The sequence below is a fragment of the Maritimibacter sp. DP1N21-5 genome (assembly GCF_019218295.1).
Classification (GTDB): Bacteria; Pseudomonadota; Alphaproteobacteria; order Rhodobacterales; family Rhodobacteraceae; genus Maritimibacter.
Window position 1 is genome coordinate 105,820 of sequence record NZ_JAHUZF010000006.1, and the last position, 14,198, is coordinate 120,017.

General features: G+C 62.5%; 14 protein-coding genes. 6 read left to right on the top strand and 8 right to left on the bottom strand.

Going from position 1 to position 14,198, the window contains the following annotated elements; genetic code table 11:
* Positions 1-39: 39 nt before the first annotated feature.
* From KJP29_RS08120 to KJP29_RS08140, 5 genes are all read right to left on the bottom strand, one after another.
* Positions 40-1,221, bottom strand: coding sequence for a BCCT family transporter (locus KJP29_RS08120; RefSeq protein WP_218463086.1), 1,182 nt, complete (start codon positions 1,219-1,221; stop codon positions 40-42).
* An 88-nt stretch (positions 1,222-1,309) separates the two neighbouring features.
* Complete coding sequence (betC, locus tag KJP29_RS08125) at positions 1,310-2,818, bottom strand: choline-sulfatase (protein WP_218463087.1); 1,509 nt, start codon at positions 2,816-2,818, stop codon at positions 1,310-1,312.
* Positions 2,815-3,390 (bottom strand): transcriptional regulator BetI, encoded by a 576-nt coding sequence (gene betI / locus KJP29_RS08130; RefSeq protein WP_218463088.1) that lies wholly within the window; start codon positions 3,388-3,390, stop codon positions 2,815-2,817. The genes betC and betI overlap by 4 nt, the downstream gene beginning before the upstream one ends.
* A gap of 69 nt (positions 3,391-3,459) precedes the next feature.
* The gene (locus KJP29_RS08135; protein WP_255553509.1) at positions 3,460-4,362 is read right to left on the bottom strand and encodes a DMT family transporter; all 903 of its coding nucleotides are present in this window, start codon (positions 4,360-4,362) and stop codon (positions 3,460-3,462) included.
* Between the two features lie 39 nt (positions 4,363-4,401).
* Positions 4,402-4,998 carry a LysE/ArgO family amino acid transporter gene (locus KJP29_RS08140; RefSeq protein ID WP_218463089.1) on the bottom strand — a complete coding sequence of 199 codons (597 nt, stop codon included), beginning with the start codon at positions 4,996-4,998 and terminating at the stop codon, positions 4,402-4,404.
* A 280-nt stretch (positions 4,999-5,278) separates the two neighbouring features.
* Here KJP29_RS08140 and KJP29_RS08145 point away from each other — a divergent pair, with 280 nt between their 5' ends.
* Positions 5,279-5,515: a hypothetical protein gene (locus KJP29_RS08145; RefSeq protein ID WP_189369043.1), complete on the top strand. Its 237-nt coding sequence runs from the start codon at positions 5,279-5,281 to the stop codon at positions 5,513-5,515.
* Positions 5,516-5,669: 154 nt separating this feature from the next.
* Here the strand turns inward: KJP29_RS08145 and KJP29_RS08150 are convergent, their stop codons facing one another.
* Together KJP29_RS08150 and KJP29_RS08155 are read right to left on the bottom strand one after the other, a co-directional pair.
* Positions 5,670-6,413 (bottom strand): metallophosphoesterase, encoded by a 744-nt coding sequence (locus KJP29_RS08150; protein ID WP_218463090.1) that lies wholly within the window; start codon positions 6,411-6,413, stop codon positions 5,670-5,672.
* 94 nt (positions 6,414-6,507) lie between these two features.
* Positions 6,508-7,254 (bottom strand): YebC/PmpR family DNA-binding transcriptional regulator, encoded by a 747-nt coding sequence (locus KJP29_RS08155; protein ID WP_218463091.1) that lies wholly within the window; start codon positions 7,252-7,254, stop codon positions 6,508-6,510.
* 156 nt (positions 7,255-7,410) lie between these two features.
* On the opposite strand from KJP29_RS08155, the gene KJP29_RS08160 reads away from it, so the two are divergent.
* The 5 genes from KJP29_RS08160 to KJP29_RS08180 all read left to right on the top strand — a co-directional run bounded on the left by KJP29_RS08160 (position 7,411) and on the right by KJP29_RS08180 (position 13,576).
* Positions 7,411-8,361, top strand: coding sequence for a glutathione S-transferase family protein (locus KJP29_RS08160; protein ID WP_218463092.1), 951 nt, complete (start codon positions 7,411-7,413; stop codon positions 8,359-8,361).
* Between the two features lie 179 nt (positions 8,362-8,540).
* Positions 8,541-10,313, top strand: coding sequence for an SLC13 family permease (locus KJP29_RS08165; RefSeq protein WP_218463093.1), 1,773 nt, complete (start codon positions 8,541-8,543; stop codon positions 10,311-10,313).
* Positions 10,314-10,436: 123 nt separating this feature from the next.
* Positions 10,437-11,294, top strand: a complete 858-nt coding sequence (locus KJP29_RS08170) for a bile acid:sodium symporter family protein (protein ID WP_218463094.1) — start codon at positions 10,437-10,439, stop codon at positions 11,292-11,294.
* 11 nt (positions 11,295-11,305) lie between these two features.
* Positions 11,306-12,964 (top strand): FAD-binding dehydrogenase, encoded by a 1,659-nt coding sequence (locus KJP29_RS08175; RefSeq protein ID WP_218463095.1) that lies wholly within the window; start codon positions 11,306-11,308, stop codon positions 12,962-12,964.
* 135 nt (positions 12,965-13,099) lie between these two features.
* Positions 13,100-13,576, top strand: a complete 477-nt coding sequence (locus KJP29_RS08180) for a PAS domain-containing protein (RefSeq protein ID WP_218463096.1) — start codon at positions 13,100-13,102, stop codon at positions 13,574-13,576.
* A gap of 47 nt (positions 13,577-13,623) precedes the next feature.
* On the opposite strand, the gene KJP29_RS08185 is transcribed toward KJP29_RS08180, so the two are convergent.
* A complete protein-coding gene (locus KJP29_RS08185; RefSeq protein ID WP_218463097.1) occupies positions 13,624-14,121 on the bottom strand; it encodes a hypothetical protein in 498 nt (165 codons plus the stop codon).
* Positions 14,122-14,198: the final 77 nt, after the last annotated feature.

Here is a 14,198-nt window from a genome sequence, read left to right on the forward strand (position 1 = left end):
GTACGGGGCGGCGGATGAAACCCGTCGCCCACGCGATGTCTATTCTGCGGGGGCCGCGTGCACGCTGCGCAAATCACCCAGCGTATCGCGGCGGGTCAGCACCCAGGCCAGGCACGCCACATACATCCCGATGACGGCGGTCCCGACCCACTGGATCTGCAACCACTGGCTCTGGAACAGCAGGGTCAGCACGAACAGCAGTGCGGCGTTGCCCAGCACGTATTGCACCTTGCCGTAGCAGTCGGCGGTCACGTTCAGGTTGTCGGTGTAAAGCCGGATCAGCGAGTCAAACGAGTTGATGACGAACAGGATGCCCACAACGGTCATCGACCAGTTGACCAGCCCGGTCATATCGATGCTGTTCAGGTGATACCAATAGGCCACCGTGAACCAGATGCCCAAGGGGATCGACGGAAAGATCAGGAGTGCGGCCAGCAATTGCCATGTCGCCAGCCCGCCCACGAAACGGGACGTGAACTGACCGATCATGATCGACCAGGCGAACCACCAGAACAGGTAGAACTCGTGATAATCCGTTAGCGGAATGACGAATTTGTGGATGTTGGCGAAGTAGCCGCCGATGTTGCTGCCGGTGGACAGGAACTCGCCAAAGCCCATGCGCGCATTGGCCCACATGCCGATGATCAGGGCAAAGAACACGAGGGTCGACGCGACTGACAGGATCTTGACGTACTTGATGTCGGTGGACGAATAGCTCGCCGCCAGGATCACCAGAAAACAAATGACATAAAACGCCGGGATCACCGTTTCGCCATCACCCACTTCGGGGATGTAATAGGGCATGTAGATCAGGAACAGCGCGCCGGTGAATGCGCAGGTGGTGATGATCACCATGTTGTTGATCAGCTTCACGATGCCGTTCTCAAAGAATTTCACGCGCGGCTCGATGGCGCAGAAATAGAACGCTGTCAGGAAGTAGAACGCCCAGATCAGAAAGCCCCAGAAGCCAAACTCCAGCGCCAGCGGGTTGGTAAAGGCATAGGCCGGTTCAGCCGCCGTATCAGCATAGAGCGGAAAGTCAAAGGCGATCGGGAACATGATCAATCCGACATCCAGACCGGACGTGAACAGGATCGCGATAAAGACAAACAGGCTGACCGGTTGCGGCCCGGTCAGGCGCACGCTCCAGTATTTGATGGTGACGAAGCCGACCAGCACAAAGGCCAGCAGCACACCGAATGAAAGAATCGTCGTAAGCATATAAAAGGTCCCTCCATGTTGACCCGTTGGCTGTGGCGCTTCCTAAGAACCCATCGTCTGCCCACGCCAAGGGTCTTCATGCGATGGTTTATTCTTCGCGGGGAAACCGCTGATTTTCCTCTAGAACATTCAAATCCATGTGATTGCGCATGTAGCGCTCCGATGCCTTCTGCAGCGGCTGGTAGTCCCAGGGGTAGTACCCACCTTGCCGCAAAGCCTCGTACACCACCCAGCGCCGCGCCTGAGATGCGCGCACGTCGGCGTCAAAACGCTCAAGATCCCAACGCGCCGCCGCTTTCGCTTGCAGTTGCATAAGCGTGCCCTGATGCGCAGGCACATCCGCAAGGTTCGTCAGCTCATGCGGGTCGGCCTCAAGATCGAAAAGCTGATCGGGATCCAGCGCACAGCGGTTGTACTTCCACTTGCCATAGCGCAGCGACACCATGGGCGCGTAAGACGCCTCGGCCGCATATTCCATCGCCACTGGCTCCGTGCGCTCGACGCCTTGCCCCTGCGGCACCAGCGACTGACCGGTGGTCCACGGCATCACCTCGGACATGTCCACACCCGCCAGATCACAGAGCGTCGGGCACACATCGATATTGCTCACGGGGTCAGTTACCAGACCCGGCTCCATCGACGGGGCCGCAATCATCAACGGCACTCGCGACGCCCCCTCATAGAAGGACATCTTGAACCACAGCCCCCGCGCGCCCAGCATGTCGCCATGGTCGGACACGAAGAGGATAACCGCCTCCTGCCGGGTGCCTTCCAGCGCCTCCAGCACCTCCCCGATCTTGTCATCGAGATAGGAGATATTGGCGAAATACGCCCGCCGCGACCGGCGGATATCCTCATCCGATATGGTGAAGTTGTCGCGGTCGTTGGCGTCCAGAATACGCTGCGAATGCGGGTCCTGATCCTCATAGGGGATCGGCCCCACCTCCGGCATCAGGTGGTCGCAATCCTCGTAGAGATCCCAATACTTCTTCCGCGCCACATATGGATCATGCGGATGCGTGAAGCTGACGGTCAGGCACCAGGGCCGCGGATCATGCCCGCGCCCCAGATCATAGATTTTGCGCGTCGCGTGATAGGCGACCTCGTCATCGAACTCGAGCTGGTTGGTGATCTCCGCCACACCCGCGCCAGTGACGGACCCCATATTGTGATACCACCAGTCAATCCGCTCGCCAGGCTTGCGGTAATCCGGCGTCCACCCGAAATCCGGCGGGTAAACGTCGGTGGTCAACCGCTCCTCAAAGCCATGCAACTGATCGGGGCCTACAAAGTGCATCTTGCCTGACAGACAGGTCTGATAGCCCGCCCGGCGCAGGTGATGTGCATAGGTAGGGATCGACGACGGAAACTCGGCCGCATTGTCATAGACACCCGTGGCACTGGGCAACTGCCCCGACATAAAGCCCGCCCGCCCCGGCGCGCACAGGGGCGAGGCAGTGTAAGCGTTGCGAAACCGGGTCGACCGCGCCGCCAGCTTTTTCAGATTCGGTGCGTGCAGCCACTCAGCAGGACCATCGGGAAACAGCGTCCCGTTCAACTGATCCACCATGAAAATCAGGATGTTGGGCCGCGTCATTGATAGGCCCCCGTCAAGGTATCCAGCGCACGCAGCGCGGTCGCTTGTGCCACATCGCGCGATGCATCCTTGGAGAGAGCTGCTCGCAGATAAAGTCCGTCGATCAGCGCCCCCAGCATTTCGGCATCCCCACGCGGATCACTGCTGATCCCGCGCAGCGCATGGGTCAGGTTCGACCGCAATCGGCGCTGGTACAGCTCAAGCAAACGGTGCGTTTCGGGATGGGTCGTCGCCTGCGCGTAAAGCGTCATCCACGCGCCAACGGTCGCAGGCGCAAAGCTCGAGGGTGCAAAACTGGCCGCGATCAATGCCTCGGCCCGCTTCCGCGGCGTCCGCGCGCCGCGCAGCCCGACGACAACCTCCTTGCGAAAATCAAGCAGGATCTGCCCCATCGCCGCCAGGAAAATCTGATGCTTGCCGCCGAAATAGTGATGCGCCAGCGCGGTCGACATGCCCGCCCGCTTGGCGATCTGGCCCACGGTCACATCAAGCGATCCGGCCTCGCCAATCTCGGCAATCGTCGCCTCGACCAATGCCGCCCGACGGATCGGTTCCATCCCCAGTTTCGGCACGCGCATCCCCTTTCGCAAAGATGCGGCGCAAGGTGCCGGTTTTTTATTGACCCGTCAATCAATAAAAAATTACAGCTTCGTGGCAGGGCTCGGCGGCGTGATGGGTCTGCGCTTCAGCACCGCCTCCCGCCAGGTGATGAAGGACACGGCGGCAAGGATCAGCGCGCCGCCCAGGATCACCCAGACATCCACCGGCTCCGCGAAAACAAGCGCCCCCAGCAGAACCGCCCACACAAGCTGCAAAAACGTGACCGGCTGCGTCACGGTCACGGGGGCCGCGGCAAAGGCCATGGTCATCGTGTAATGCCCCGCAGTCGCAAAACAGGCGACAAGGAACAACAGGCCCAGCTCCCACCCCGTCGGCCAGACCCAATTGGCAAAAGCGAAAGGCGCAAGGCAGATCGTCACCACGATGGACAGCATCGCCACCACCACCGCCGGTTTCGCTTCATCCGCCATGATCTTGGCCAGCAGGTAGGACCCCGCAAAACTGACCGCGCAAAACAGCATGGCAATATGCCCCGGTGCCACCTCGCGAAAGCCAGGACGCAGGATCACCGCCGTCCCGATCAGCGCAACCGCAATCGCCGCAATCCGGCGCAACGCCAACCGCTCACCCAGAAACAACGCGGCGCCGATGCTCACGTAAACAGGCGCCAGATAGTTCATCGCCGTCACCTCGGCGATGGGAATGCGCGTCATGGCAAAGAACCACAGGATCACGCCACCGGTGTGAAACGCGCCCCGCAGCGTGAACAGCTTCCACTGGCGCCCCGTCAGATGCGCCTCACGCAGCGCGGGCAGCATCGGCAGCAAGAACACCAGCCCCAGCAGATACCGCAAAAACGCCGCCTCGGCCGGTGGAATGCGGTCGCCCATATACTTCACCAGCGCCGTCACCGCGACAAAGCAGAAGCCGGTCACCAGCATCCAGAAGATGGCAACAACAGGACGAGAGGGGGAAGACGTCATGCGCCCATCAATCCCGAAAGCGCCGCCAAGCACAAGGCGTCAAAGCAACAGCAATTTCAACGCGATGCCCCACATGGTCAGCGCGATGATCCCGTCCAGCACCTGCCATGCGCGCGGGCGCGCGAAAAGCGGTGCAATCACCCGTGCGCCATACCCCAGCAGAACAAAAAACAGGATGCTGGCGGCAGACGCGCCGACACCGAACGCCAAGCGGTCGGGATATTGCGAGGACACCGATCCGATCAAGACAACGGTGTCCAGGTAAAAATGCGGGTTCAGCCACGTGATCGCCAGAACCGTCCCCACGGCGGCGCGCAGCGATTGGGTCTCGGTCCCCGACGTGTCCAGTGCGGCTCCCCCGCGCCAGGCCGACCGGGCGTTCTGCCATCCATACCACAACAGAAATGCCGCTCCGCCGTAGCGCATCAGCGGCTCGAACCACGGAACGGCCGAGGCAAGCGACCCAAATCCGAAGACGCCCGCGGCGATCAGGATCACCTCGGACACCGAACAGGCAACGACCGTCCAGAACACATGCGCGCCGCGCAACCCTTGTCTCAGGACAAACGCATTTTGCGCCCCGATGGCAAGGATCAGAGACAACGACAGAAGGAATCCGGGAACGAAAGAAGCCATGGCACCGTTCATAATTTAAGCCACAAGGACCTACCCGTATGAACTGCGCGCTGCAACCCTATCCAAGCTATACGTTTTTTGCACAGCAGCCTTGCGCAAATAGGCAGAGCATTCCCGGTGAACACTCCCTATATCGCTGCAACCCGCGTGCAATAACACGCGCTCATTACTGCCAGCTTATGTCACCTGACACAGGTATCACGTTGATCTGATCTTTGATGATTGGCGTATGACCTTACAGACCCCATATGCTGGTCAACGATAACAAGGATGAAATCCGATGCTCGACGATACGCATACCGTTGATCTTACGAAGCAGGACCTCGAATTGATCGAGGCCGCGCTGCAAACCCAGGAAAAGATCCTGTCCGTGCAAAGCCGCGCGGGCGGGGCGGCAGCGCGCACCCGATTGAATGACCTCAAGGGCCTGATGCGCCGCCTGCGCCGCCAGACACCCGCCCCCCACGCCGACAGCTCCCAAAGCTGGAGCCAGGTGGCCCGGCAACTGTTTTTCTGATCTGCATCAGATCAGCGCCACAAGAGCAAACACAAACGCCGCTCCGGGACCGGGGCGGCGTTTTGCATTCGTGAGTGCCAGCTTTCGATGTTAGGCTCAAAGGATGACGAGTGCCCACCACACCGGCGCACGCGCATCGGCACCATAAATCAGGTTATTTATCGAACCACCCCGTCGCGAGCGCCCGCGCCCAATTCGCTCTTCCATATCGGACCGCACACGCGCTCGCTCTTTGGAAGTCATAAGGCACGGATCGAAAGGTCACTGCCCACTCCCGGCCCTCGCGCTCAACGATCGCATAGGACGCATTCGGCGTCCCGGTCTGCACAACATGATAAACCGGGGCGTCGTCGTCATATGCGGGGCATCCGACACTTCCGGGATTGACGATGGCACGGCCATCAGGCAAGCGCACGCAGCGTGGCGTATGCGTATGCCCACACAGGATCAGGCTGGCATCCACATCACCCGCCTCCGCGGCGACTTCTTCCAAAGACGCGGCGCGCACGGTTCCATCCGCCTCCACCCGTTCAAGCCAATAGGTCGTGTCGCTCATGGGCGTGCCGTGACACAGAAAAACATCGCCAAAAACGGTCCGAGAGGTCGGCAGAGCACCGAGCCAATCAAGCGCCTCCGCACTCAACTGATCAAAGGCCACTTGGTCCGTCGGGCCCATATCCGCCCGTTCCTGTTCCAACAAGTACCTGTCATGGTTGCCCCGGACGGACGGGAAGCTGCGCTCCATCAGCAGGTCCGCCGTACCCGCTGCATCTATGGGACCGCTGAACAGATCACCAAGATTCACAGCCTCGGTCACGCCCAGCACGTCCATGTCATGCAGCACGGCGTCCAGCGCAAAGGAATTGCCATGGATATCTGCTAGAACGGCGAACTTCATCTTGGGCAGTCAACATCAATAGCGACAGTCTTCGCAAGCCAGCGCGGGGAAATGTGTCACTCTGCGCCGAAAAAGCAAAGCGACGCTGAAAGGCTTACCCGTCGAGCTGCGCCATCACCTCGTCGCTGGCCTCGAAATTGGTGGTGACGGTCTGCACATCATCGTCATCCTCCAGCGCATCCACCAGCTTCATCAGCTTCTGCATGCCTTCCAGGTCCATCTCGGTCGTGGTGGTCGGGCGCCAGATCAGCTTGGTGCTCTCGCTTTCGCCCAACTCGGCCTCCAGCGCATTGGACACCTCGTTCAGATCCGTGTCCGCACACCAGATCACATGCCCATCCTCGGTGCTCTCCACATCCTCGGCCCCGGCCTCGATGGCGGCCATCATGACTGTATCAGCATCCCCCGCCTCAACCGGATATGACACCGCGCCCTTGCGCTCGAACATGAAGCCCACGCTCCCGGTCTCGCCCAGGTTCCCGCCATTTTTGGTAAAGGTCGAGCGCACGGTCGATGCCGTGCGGTTGCGGTTGTCCGTCATCGCCTCGACAATCACAGCAACACCGTTGGGTCCATAGCCCTCATAGCGGATTTCCTCGTAATCCTCGCCCTCGCCCGCAACCGACTTCTTGATCGCGCGATCAATATTGTCCTTGGGCATCGACTGCGACTTCGCCTCTTTCACCGCCAGACGCAGGCGCGGGTTCTTGTCGGGGTCCGGATCACCCATCTTCGCCGCGATGGTGATTTCCTTCGACAGCTTCGAAAACAGCTTGGCGCGCAGCTTGTCCTGACGCCCCTTGCGGTGCTGGATGTTTGCCCATTTTGAGTGGCCGGCCATGCGCGCCTCCTGTCTCGCAAATTCGGTGGTCCGGGCGTCTATAGGACATCGGCCGCCACAGGGGCAAGGCCGCCCTGTGCACCCGCGCAGAGCCTGCGTGCGTGGCGCGCCCCGCCCCGCCTGCTACCTTCAAGTCACGCAAAGAGGAGGCAGCCCATGGGCGTGATGATCGACGGCGTGTACGAGGCCGAAGACCCCGGCCCCGGCAGCACGAAAAACGGCGCCTACGAGCGCGCCAAAAGCACGCTGCGCCACTGGATCACCCCGGACGGCCCCTTCACCCCCGACCCGGGCCGCTACCACCTCTTCGTCGCCTGGAACTGCCCCTGGGCGCACCGCACCCTCCTTGTGCGCGCCATCCTCGGCCTGCAGGACGCGATCTCGATCAGCATCGCCAAACCCCGCCGCACGGACCAGGGCTGGACCTTCGACACCGACGGCGCCTTCGCAGACCCCGAGCTGCAAGCGACAGCGCTGCACGAGGTTTACGCCCGCCAACGCCCCACCTACACGGGCCGCATCACGGTCCCGGTCCTCTGGGACAAACACACCGAACAGATCGTCTCCAACGAAAGCGCCGACATCGTGCGGATGCTGGGCACGACATTCGACCCCGCCCGCCGCCTCTGCCCACCCGAGCACGAGGCAGAAATCGACCGCTGGAACACCCTCATCCACACGAAAATCAACAACGGCGTCTACCGCGCCGGGTTCGCCCGCACGCAAGAGGCTTACGACAACGCCGTCACCGACCTGTTCAAAACCCTCGACGACCTTGGATCCCACCTCACCGACCACACCACCCTCACCGGTGACACACTCACCGAAGCCGACCTGCGCCTCTTCCCCACCCTCGCCCGCTTCGATGTGGCCTACCACTACGCCTTCAAATGCAACCTCGCCAAACTCAGCGACTACCCGGCGCTCTGGGACTACGCCCGCGCGCTCTACGCGCTCCCAGGCATCGCCGCCACGGTCAAACCCGACATCTACAAGGCGGGCTACTTCTCCCCGTCAGAACTCCGCAACCCGCTCGGCATCGTCCCCGCGGGACCAAAAGTCGACTGGACACACCCACCGCGCCGCACGATCCAACTCCCTGACTAGCCCTTTCTTCTGACTGAAAATACGACGGGGGAGGCGCGCACGCGCCGGGGGCAGAGCCCCCAAAATAGATACCGGGGGCAGAGCCCCCTAAAACATGTCGTCGCGCGTCAGCGCGGCACCCGGATCGCGTGACCGAAATACAACTGGCACCGCCACGCGCACATCCCTACCCTGCCCGAATGACGACAGACCAGATCATCCTCTTCACCCTTTTCGGCGCCGTCTTCGGCCTGCTGCTCTGGGGCAGGTTCCGCTACGATATCGTCGCCTTCTCGGCCCTCATGCTCGGCGTCGTCCTGGGCGTGGTCCCAAGCGAGGATGCCTTCTCCGGCTTTGGCCACCCCGCCACACTGGTGGTTGCGCTGGTACTGGTGGTCTCCGCCGGTCTCGTGCGCTCCGGCGCAGTCTTCCTGATCACCCGCACGCTGGTCGATGCGTCCCGCTCCCTCGGCGCCCATATCACGCTCATGGGCGCCATCGGCGGCGTGCTTTCGGCCTTCATGAACAACGTGGCGGCCCTCGCCCTCCTGATGCCGGTCGACATCCAGACCGCGCGAAAGGCCGGGCGGACCCCGGGGCTCAGCCTCATGCCCCTCAGCTTCGCCACCATCCTCGGCGGCATGGTCACGCTGATCGGCACACCGCCCAACATCATCATCGCCACCATCCGCGAGGATGCGCTTGGCGAACCCTTCCGCATGTTCGACTTCGCCCCCGTGGGCGGTGTCGCCGCCATCGCCGGGCTCGCCTTCGTGGCGCTCATCGGCTGGCGCCTGATCCCCGCGCGCGCGGACGCGACAGCCGAACTCGAGGATCTGGCAAGCTACGTCGCCGAACTGATGGTACCCGAGGACAGCAAACATATCGGCAAGCGTCTCGCGGAACTGGAAGAGGTTGCTGAAAAGACCGACGTCGCCATCGTGGGCCTTCTGCGCGACGGCAAGCGGCGCTATGGCCGCGCCCTGAACGCGGTCCTGCGTGCGGGCGATGCGCTCGTCATCGAAGCAACGCCCGACGCGCTCGACGAATTTCGCAGCGCAACCGCCCTTGCCGTGGCCGATGCCGCCCGCGAAGAACGGCTGAACGCCGCCGGAGAAGGCGTCGAGATCATTGAAGTTGTCGTGACGGAACACAGCCGCCTTGTCGGACGCACAGCACAATCGGTCGGGCTGGCCTGGCGGCACAACACGGTGCTGCTTGGCCTGTCACGCGAGGGCGTGCGCGTGATCAAGCAGATCCGCAAGACCGAAGTGAAGGCCGGCGACATCCTCCTGCTGCTGGTGCCGCGCGACACCGGCCAGGACGTGACCCAATGGCTCGGCTGTCTGCCACTGGCCGAACGCGGCCTCGCCGTGACCGCCGATGACAAGGTCTGGCTCGCCATCGGCCTCTTCGCCGGTGCGGTCGCCGCTGCAAGCGTGGGTCTCCTTTACCTGCCCATCGCCCTTGGCCTCGTTGTCGTGGCCTATGTCCTGTCCAAGATCGTACCACTCTCTGAACTCTACACCCATATCGAATGGCCGGTCGTCGTCCTGCTGGGCTCCATGATCCCGCTGGGCGCGGCGCTGGAGACCTCGGGCGGCACCGAACTCATTGCCGGATGGCTCGTCACGATGACCGACGGCCTGCCTGCATGGGCTGTGCTGACGGTGCTGATGGTCGTCACGATGAGCCTGTCGGACGTGCTCAACAACACCGCCACAACCATTGTCGCTGCCCCCGTGGGCATCCAGATGGCACAGACGCTGGGCGTGTCGCCCGACCCGTTCCTGATGGCCGTTGCGGTCGCGGCCTCATCGGCCTTCCTCACCCCCATCGGGCACAAGAACAACACGCTGATCCTTGGCCCCGGCGGCTACCAGTTCGGGGATTACTGGCGCATCGGCCTGCCGCTTGAAGTGATCGTGATCGCCGTGTCGATCCCCGCCATCCTCGTCTTCTGGCCGCTCTGACCGGGCGCCGGAATTTTTCAAAAATTCCGGTCCGTTTTCCGCCTCGGAAAACGGCTGACCAAGGGTCAACGTTGCGCGTTGACGATAGTCCCGTCTAACGTCGCGTGCAGGGAGAGAGAGACTATGGATATACTTATCAACGTGGTGCTGCCACTGTCGCTGGCCATCATCATGCTCAGCCTTGGCATCGGCCTGACATTCGCCGATTTCGGCCGCGTCCTGCGCACGCCCAAGGCCTTCGCCATCGGCGCCATCGCACAAATCCTTCTGTTGCCTGTGGTCACGTACGGTATTGTCCTCGGCTTCGGCCTGGGGCCGGAAATCGCCGTGGGGTTCATGCTGCTCAGCTTCTGCCCCGGCGGGGTGACGTCCAACATGATCGCGCGGTTGTCCAAGGGTGACGTCGCCCTCTCCGTCTCCCTCACCGCCGTGGTCAGCCTGCTCAGCATCCTGACCGTGCCCATTCTCGCCGCCTGGTCGGTCGTGCATTTCATGGGTGACGCGGCACCGGACGTGTCGGTGACCGGTCTCGCCATCTCGGTCTTCATCATCGTGACACTGCCTGTCCTGATCGGTGTCCTGATCCGCCGCTTCGCGTCCGGCTTCGCCATCCGGATCGAGCCGTTCCTGTCGCGCCTTGCGACCCTGCTCTTCATCATCATCGTGGTGGCCGCCCTTGCCGCCAACTGGGACGTGTTCATCGGCAATCTCGGCACGCTCGGCCCCGCCCTGATCGTCCTGAACGCAGCGCTCCTCATCATAGGCCTGGGTCTCGCCTTGGCACTCGCCCTGCCCTGGGACCAGGCCAAGACCATCTCGGTCGAGACAGGTATCCAGAACGCCACCCTCGGCATCACCCTCGCCGCCCTGATCTCGGGCCAGTCAGAGGGCTTCAGCGCCATGGCCCTGCCCTCGGGCGTCTATGGTATCCTCATGTACATCGTCGCCGCACCCTTCGTGGCGTGGTTCCGCAGCCGGTAAAGGAGACACTCATGGATCAAGCAGACGCCATCGTCGTGGGCTCCGGCCTCGCCGGTCTCGCCGCCGCCGCCGAACTGGGCGACCGGGGCAAAAAGGTGATCATCGCCGACCAGGAACCCCGCAGCTTCCTCGGCGGTCAGGCCTTCTGGTCCTTGGGCGGCCTCTTCATGATCGACACGCCCGAACAGCGGCGCATGGGGATCAAGGACAGCCGCGCGCTGGCACTGAACGACTGGATGGGCAGCGCCCAGTTCGACCGCGACGAAGACGCCATGCCCCGCAAATGGGCCGAAGCCTATATCGACTTCGCCGCAGGCGAGATGCGCCCATGGCTCCACGCCATGGGCCTGCGCTGGTTCCCCGTCGTCGGCTGGGCCGAACGCGGCGGCAGCTACGCCGACGGGCACGGCAACTCCGTCCCCCGCTTCCACATCACATGGGGCACCGGCCCCGGCATCATCGAACATTTCGTGCGCCGCTGCGAAGAACACGAACGCGCAGGCCTGATCCAGTTCAACTTCCGGCACCAGGTCGACCGCATCGACATGGAAAACGGCGCGGCCAAAGGCGTGAGCGGCACCATCCTCGCCGACGACAGCGCGGCACGCGGCGCCAAAACCAACCGCGACGCCATCGGCGACTTCGCCCTCCGCGCGCCCTCGGTGATCGTCACCTCCGGCGGCATCGGCGGCAATTTCGACATGGTGCGCCAGGTCTGGCCCACCGACCGGCTCGGCCCCGCACCCAAGGACATGGTGGCCGGCGTCCCCGCCCACGTCGACGGCCGCATGATCGGCATCTCGGAAGCCGCAGGCGGCCACGTCATCAACGGCGACCGCATGTGGCACTACACCGAAGGGGTCAAGAACTGGGACCCGATCTGGCCCAGCCACGGCATCCGCATCCTGCCCGGCCCCTCGTCCATGTGGTTCGACGCGGAAGGCAACCGCTTCGCCCCTCCGGCCCTGCCCGGCTTCGACAGCATGTCCACCCTGCGCGACATCCTGGCCACAGGCTACGACTACAGCTGGTTCGTCCTGACCCAGAAGATCATCAAAAAGGAATTCGCGCTGTCGGGCTCTGAACAAAACCCCGACCTCACGTCGAAAAAATGGTCCGAGGTGATCAAGCAGCGCGTGCTGTCGGGCAAGAACGCCACCGGCCCGGTCGAGGCGTTCAAGGAACGGGGAGAGGACTTCGTCGTCGCAAACGACCTCTCCACTCTCGTGCGCGGCATGAACCAGGTCGCAGGCGGCAACCTGATCGACGAGGCGAAACTGCGCGCCCAGATCGAGGCGCGGGATGCACAAATCGACAACCCGTTCTCGAAAGACGCGCAGATGATGGCGATCCACGCCGCGCGCCACTACCGGGGCGACCGGCTCCTGCGCACGGCCAAACCGCACAAGTTCCTCGATCCCGCCAACGGCCCTCTGATCGCGGTCAAACTGCACGTGCTCACGCGCAAGACGCTGGGCGGGCTGCACACCACGCTGGACAGCCAGATGATCGGTGCAAACGGCGCGCCCGTGCCCGGCCTCTTTGCCGCGGGCGAAGTCGCAGGCTTCGGCGGGGGCGGCTATCACGGCTACAACGCACTCGAAGGGACCTTCCTCGGCGGCTGCATCTTCTCTGGACGCAATGCAGGTCGGTCCAGCGCCATCGCCTAGCGAAATGCACCAACAAAGCCGGAAGCCACTGTTCGTATTTCAAACCCAAAGGGTGCGACACAACGGTGCAACGTGTGCAAGGCCGCTGAAACACGTCTTGTGGTTGCGTCCAATCGGGTTACAACGTTGCATGGTATGAAAGCGCGGGTCTGCAAACGCGCAAAAACATGTGAACAGTGCGCGCTGGAAATGATCGAAAACACTGACCTCATCGAAATGCGGGACCTGGGCTTTCCGGCGCCGGAACGCGCTGCCGCCATGATGTCGTGCACCCGCGATTGCGTCAAACTCCTATCTCCGGAAGGTCTGATCACCTACATGAGCCACAATGGCAGATGCGCGATGGAGATTGACGATCTCGGCGCCATCGTAGGCCGTCGCTGGTCGGAGGTGTGGCCGTCGGAGAGCACGCCGTTGATCGAAGGGGCCGTGACCGCCGCCTGTGACGGCAAGATGGCACATTTCATTGCAGAATGCCCGACCGCACGGCAGCGACTGGCGCGATGGGATGTGACGGTCATCGGTATTGCAGGTCAGGATGGCAGGCTTGATGAAATCATGGCCGTGTCACGGGAAACCTTGGATCCCTGCCGCCCGTTGACAATCACCTGACACACAATCAGCCACACCAAGTAGATGTAACCCGCAGGACTGCGAGGCTACACAGTGCCGCGCGGTCGCCCTTCAATACGTGCGGGACGCGGTGGTGCAAGGTGAACCGGCGCTTCCCCGAACAAGTGGGCAATGCCTGCTTCGTCGAACAAGGCCCAGCGCGCCGCGATCAGTTGATATTGCCTTGTTTCGCACCCCCAGGCATCCCGGATGAAGCGTGACCGCCAGACGCCTTCAATCCGCACCGGCAACTGGACGGTGTCGATACCCTCGTCCCTCCACCCAGGCGTTTTCGTTCGCGTCTGAAACAGAAGCGACCGGAGACGCTTTTCGACCCCAAGAGCTTGCTTCGTGCGTCGTCCGGCGAACAAGACCTCTATCGCAGCGCCATCCGACAAAAAGGCCCGCACAACCAGGTCCTGCCGGTTGTTCCGATGCATCTGTGGCACCAGCCCAACCGTGATCCTGCGCACGGGCGACCGAAACAGCCCGTTGTCTTCGTAAGCAGGGGTGATGTGATGCGCGGGTCGGCGAAGGTCGGGCATGCGGCAACCAAGGTGAACTTGGGCCGTCTTAGCCGTCCGACCTTAACAGGGTCTTTCCGCGCTCGCGTATTTTACCC

Bases quoted from the DNA above. Each gene is read 5' to 3' on its own strand.
- KJP29_RS08120 (WP_218463086.1), bottom strand. From the start codon at position 1,221: ATGCTTACGACGATTCTTTCATTCGGTGTGCTGCTGGCCTTTGTGCTG.
- KJP29_RS08135 (WP_255553509.1), bottom strand. From the start codon at position 4,362: ATGACGTCTTCCCCCTCTCGTCCTGTTGTTGCCATCTTCTGGATGCTG.
- betC (WP_218463087.1), bottom strand. From the start codon at position 2,818: ATGACGCGGCCCAACATCCTGATTTTCATGGTGGATCAGTTGAACGGG.
- KJP29_RS08150 (WP_218463090.1), bottom strand. From the start codon at position 6,413: ATGAAGTTCGCCGTTCTAGCAGATATCCATGGCAATTCCTTTGCGCTG.
- KJP29_RS08160 (WP_218463092.1), top strand. From the start codon at position 7,411: ATGGGCGTGATGATCGACGGCGTGTACGAGGCCGAAGACCCCGGCCCC.
- KJP29_RS08155 (WP_218463091.1), bottom strand. From the start codon at position 7,254: ATGGCCGGCCACTCAAAATGGGCAAACATCCAGCACCGCAAGGGGCGT.
- KJP29_RS08185 (WP_218463097.1), bottom strand. From the start codon at position 14,121: ATGCCCGACCTTCGCCGACCCGCGCATCACATCACCCCTGCTTACGAA.
- KJP29_RS08180 (WP_218463096.1), top strand. From the start codon at position 13,100: ATGAAAGCGCGGGTCTGCAAACGCGCAAAAACATGTGAACAGTGCGCG.
- KJP29_RS08175 (WP_218463095.1), top strand. From the start codon at position 11,306: ATGGATCAAGCAGACGCCATCGTCGTGGGCTCCGGCCTCGCCGGTCTC.
- KJP29_RS08170 (WP_218463094.1), top strand. From the start codon at position 10,437: ATGGATATACTTATCAACGTGGTGCTGCCACTGTCGCTGGCCATCATC.
- KJP29_RS08145 (WP_189369043.1), top strand. From the start codon at position 5,279: ATGCTCGACGATACGCATACCGTTGATCTTACGAAGCAGGACCTCGAA.
- KJP29_RS08165 (WP_218463093.1), top strand. From the start codon at position 8,541: ATGACGACAGACCAGATCATCCTCTTCACCCTTTTCGGCGCCGTCTTC.
- KJP29_RS08140 (WP_218463089.1), bottom strand. From the start codon at position 4,998: ATGGCTTCTTTCGTTCCCGGATTCCTTCTGTCGTTGTCTCTGATCCTT.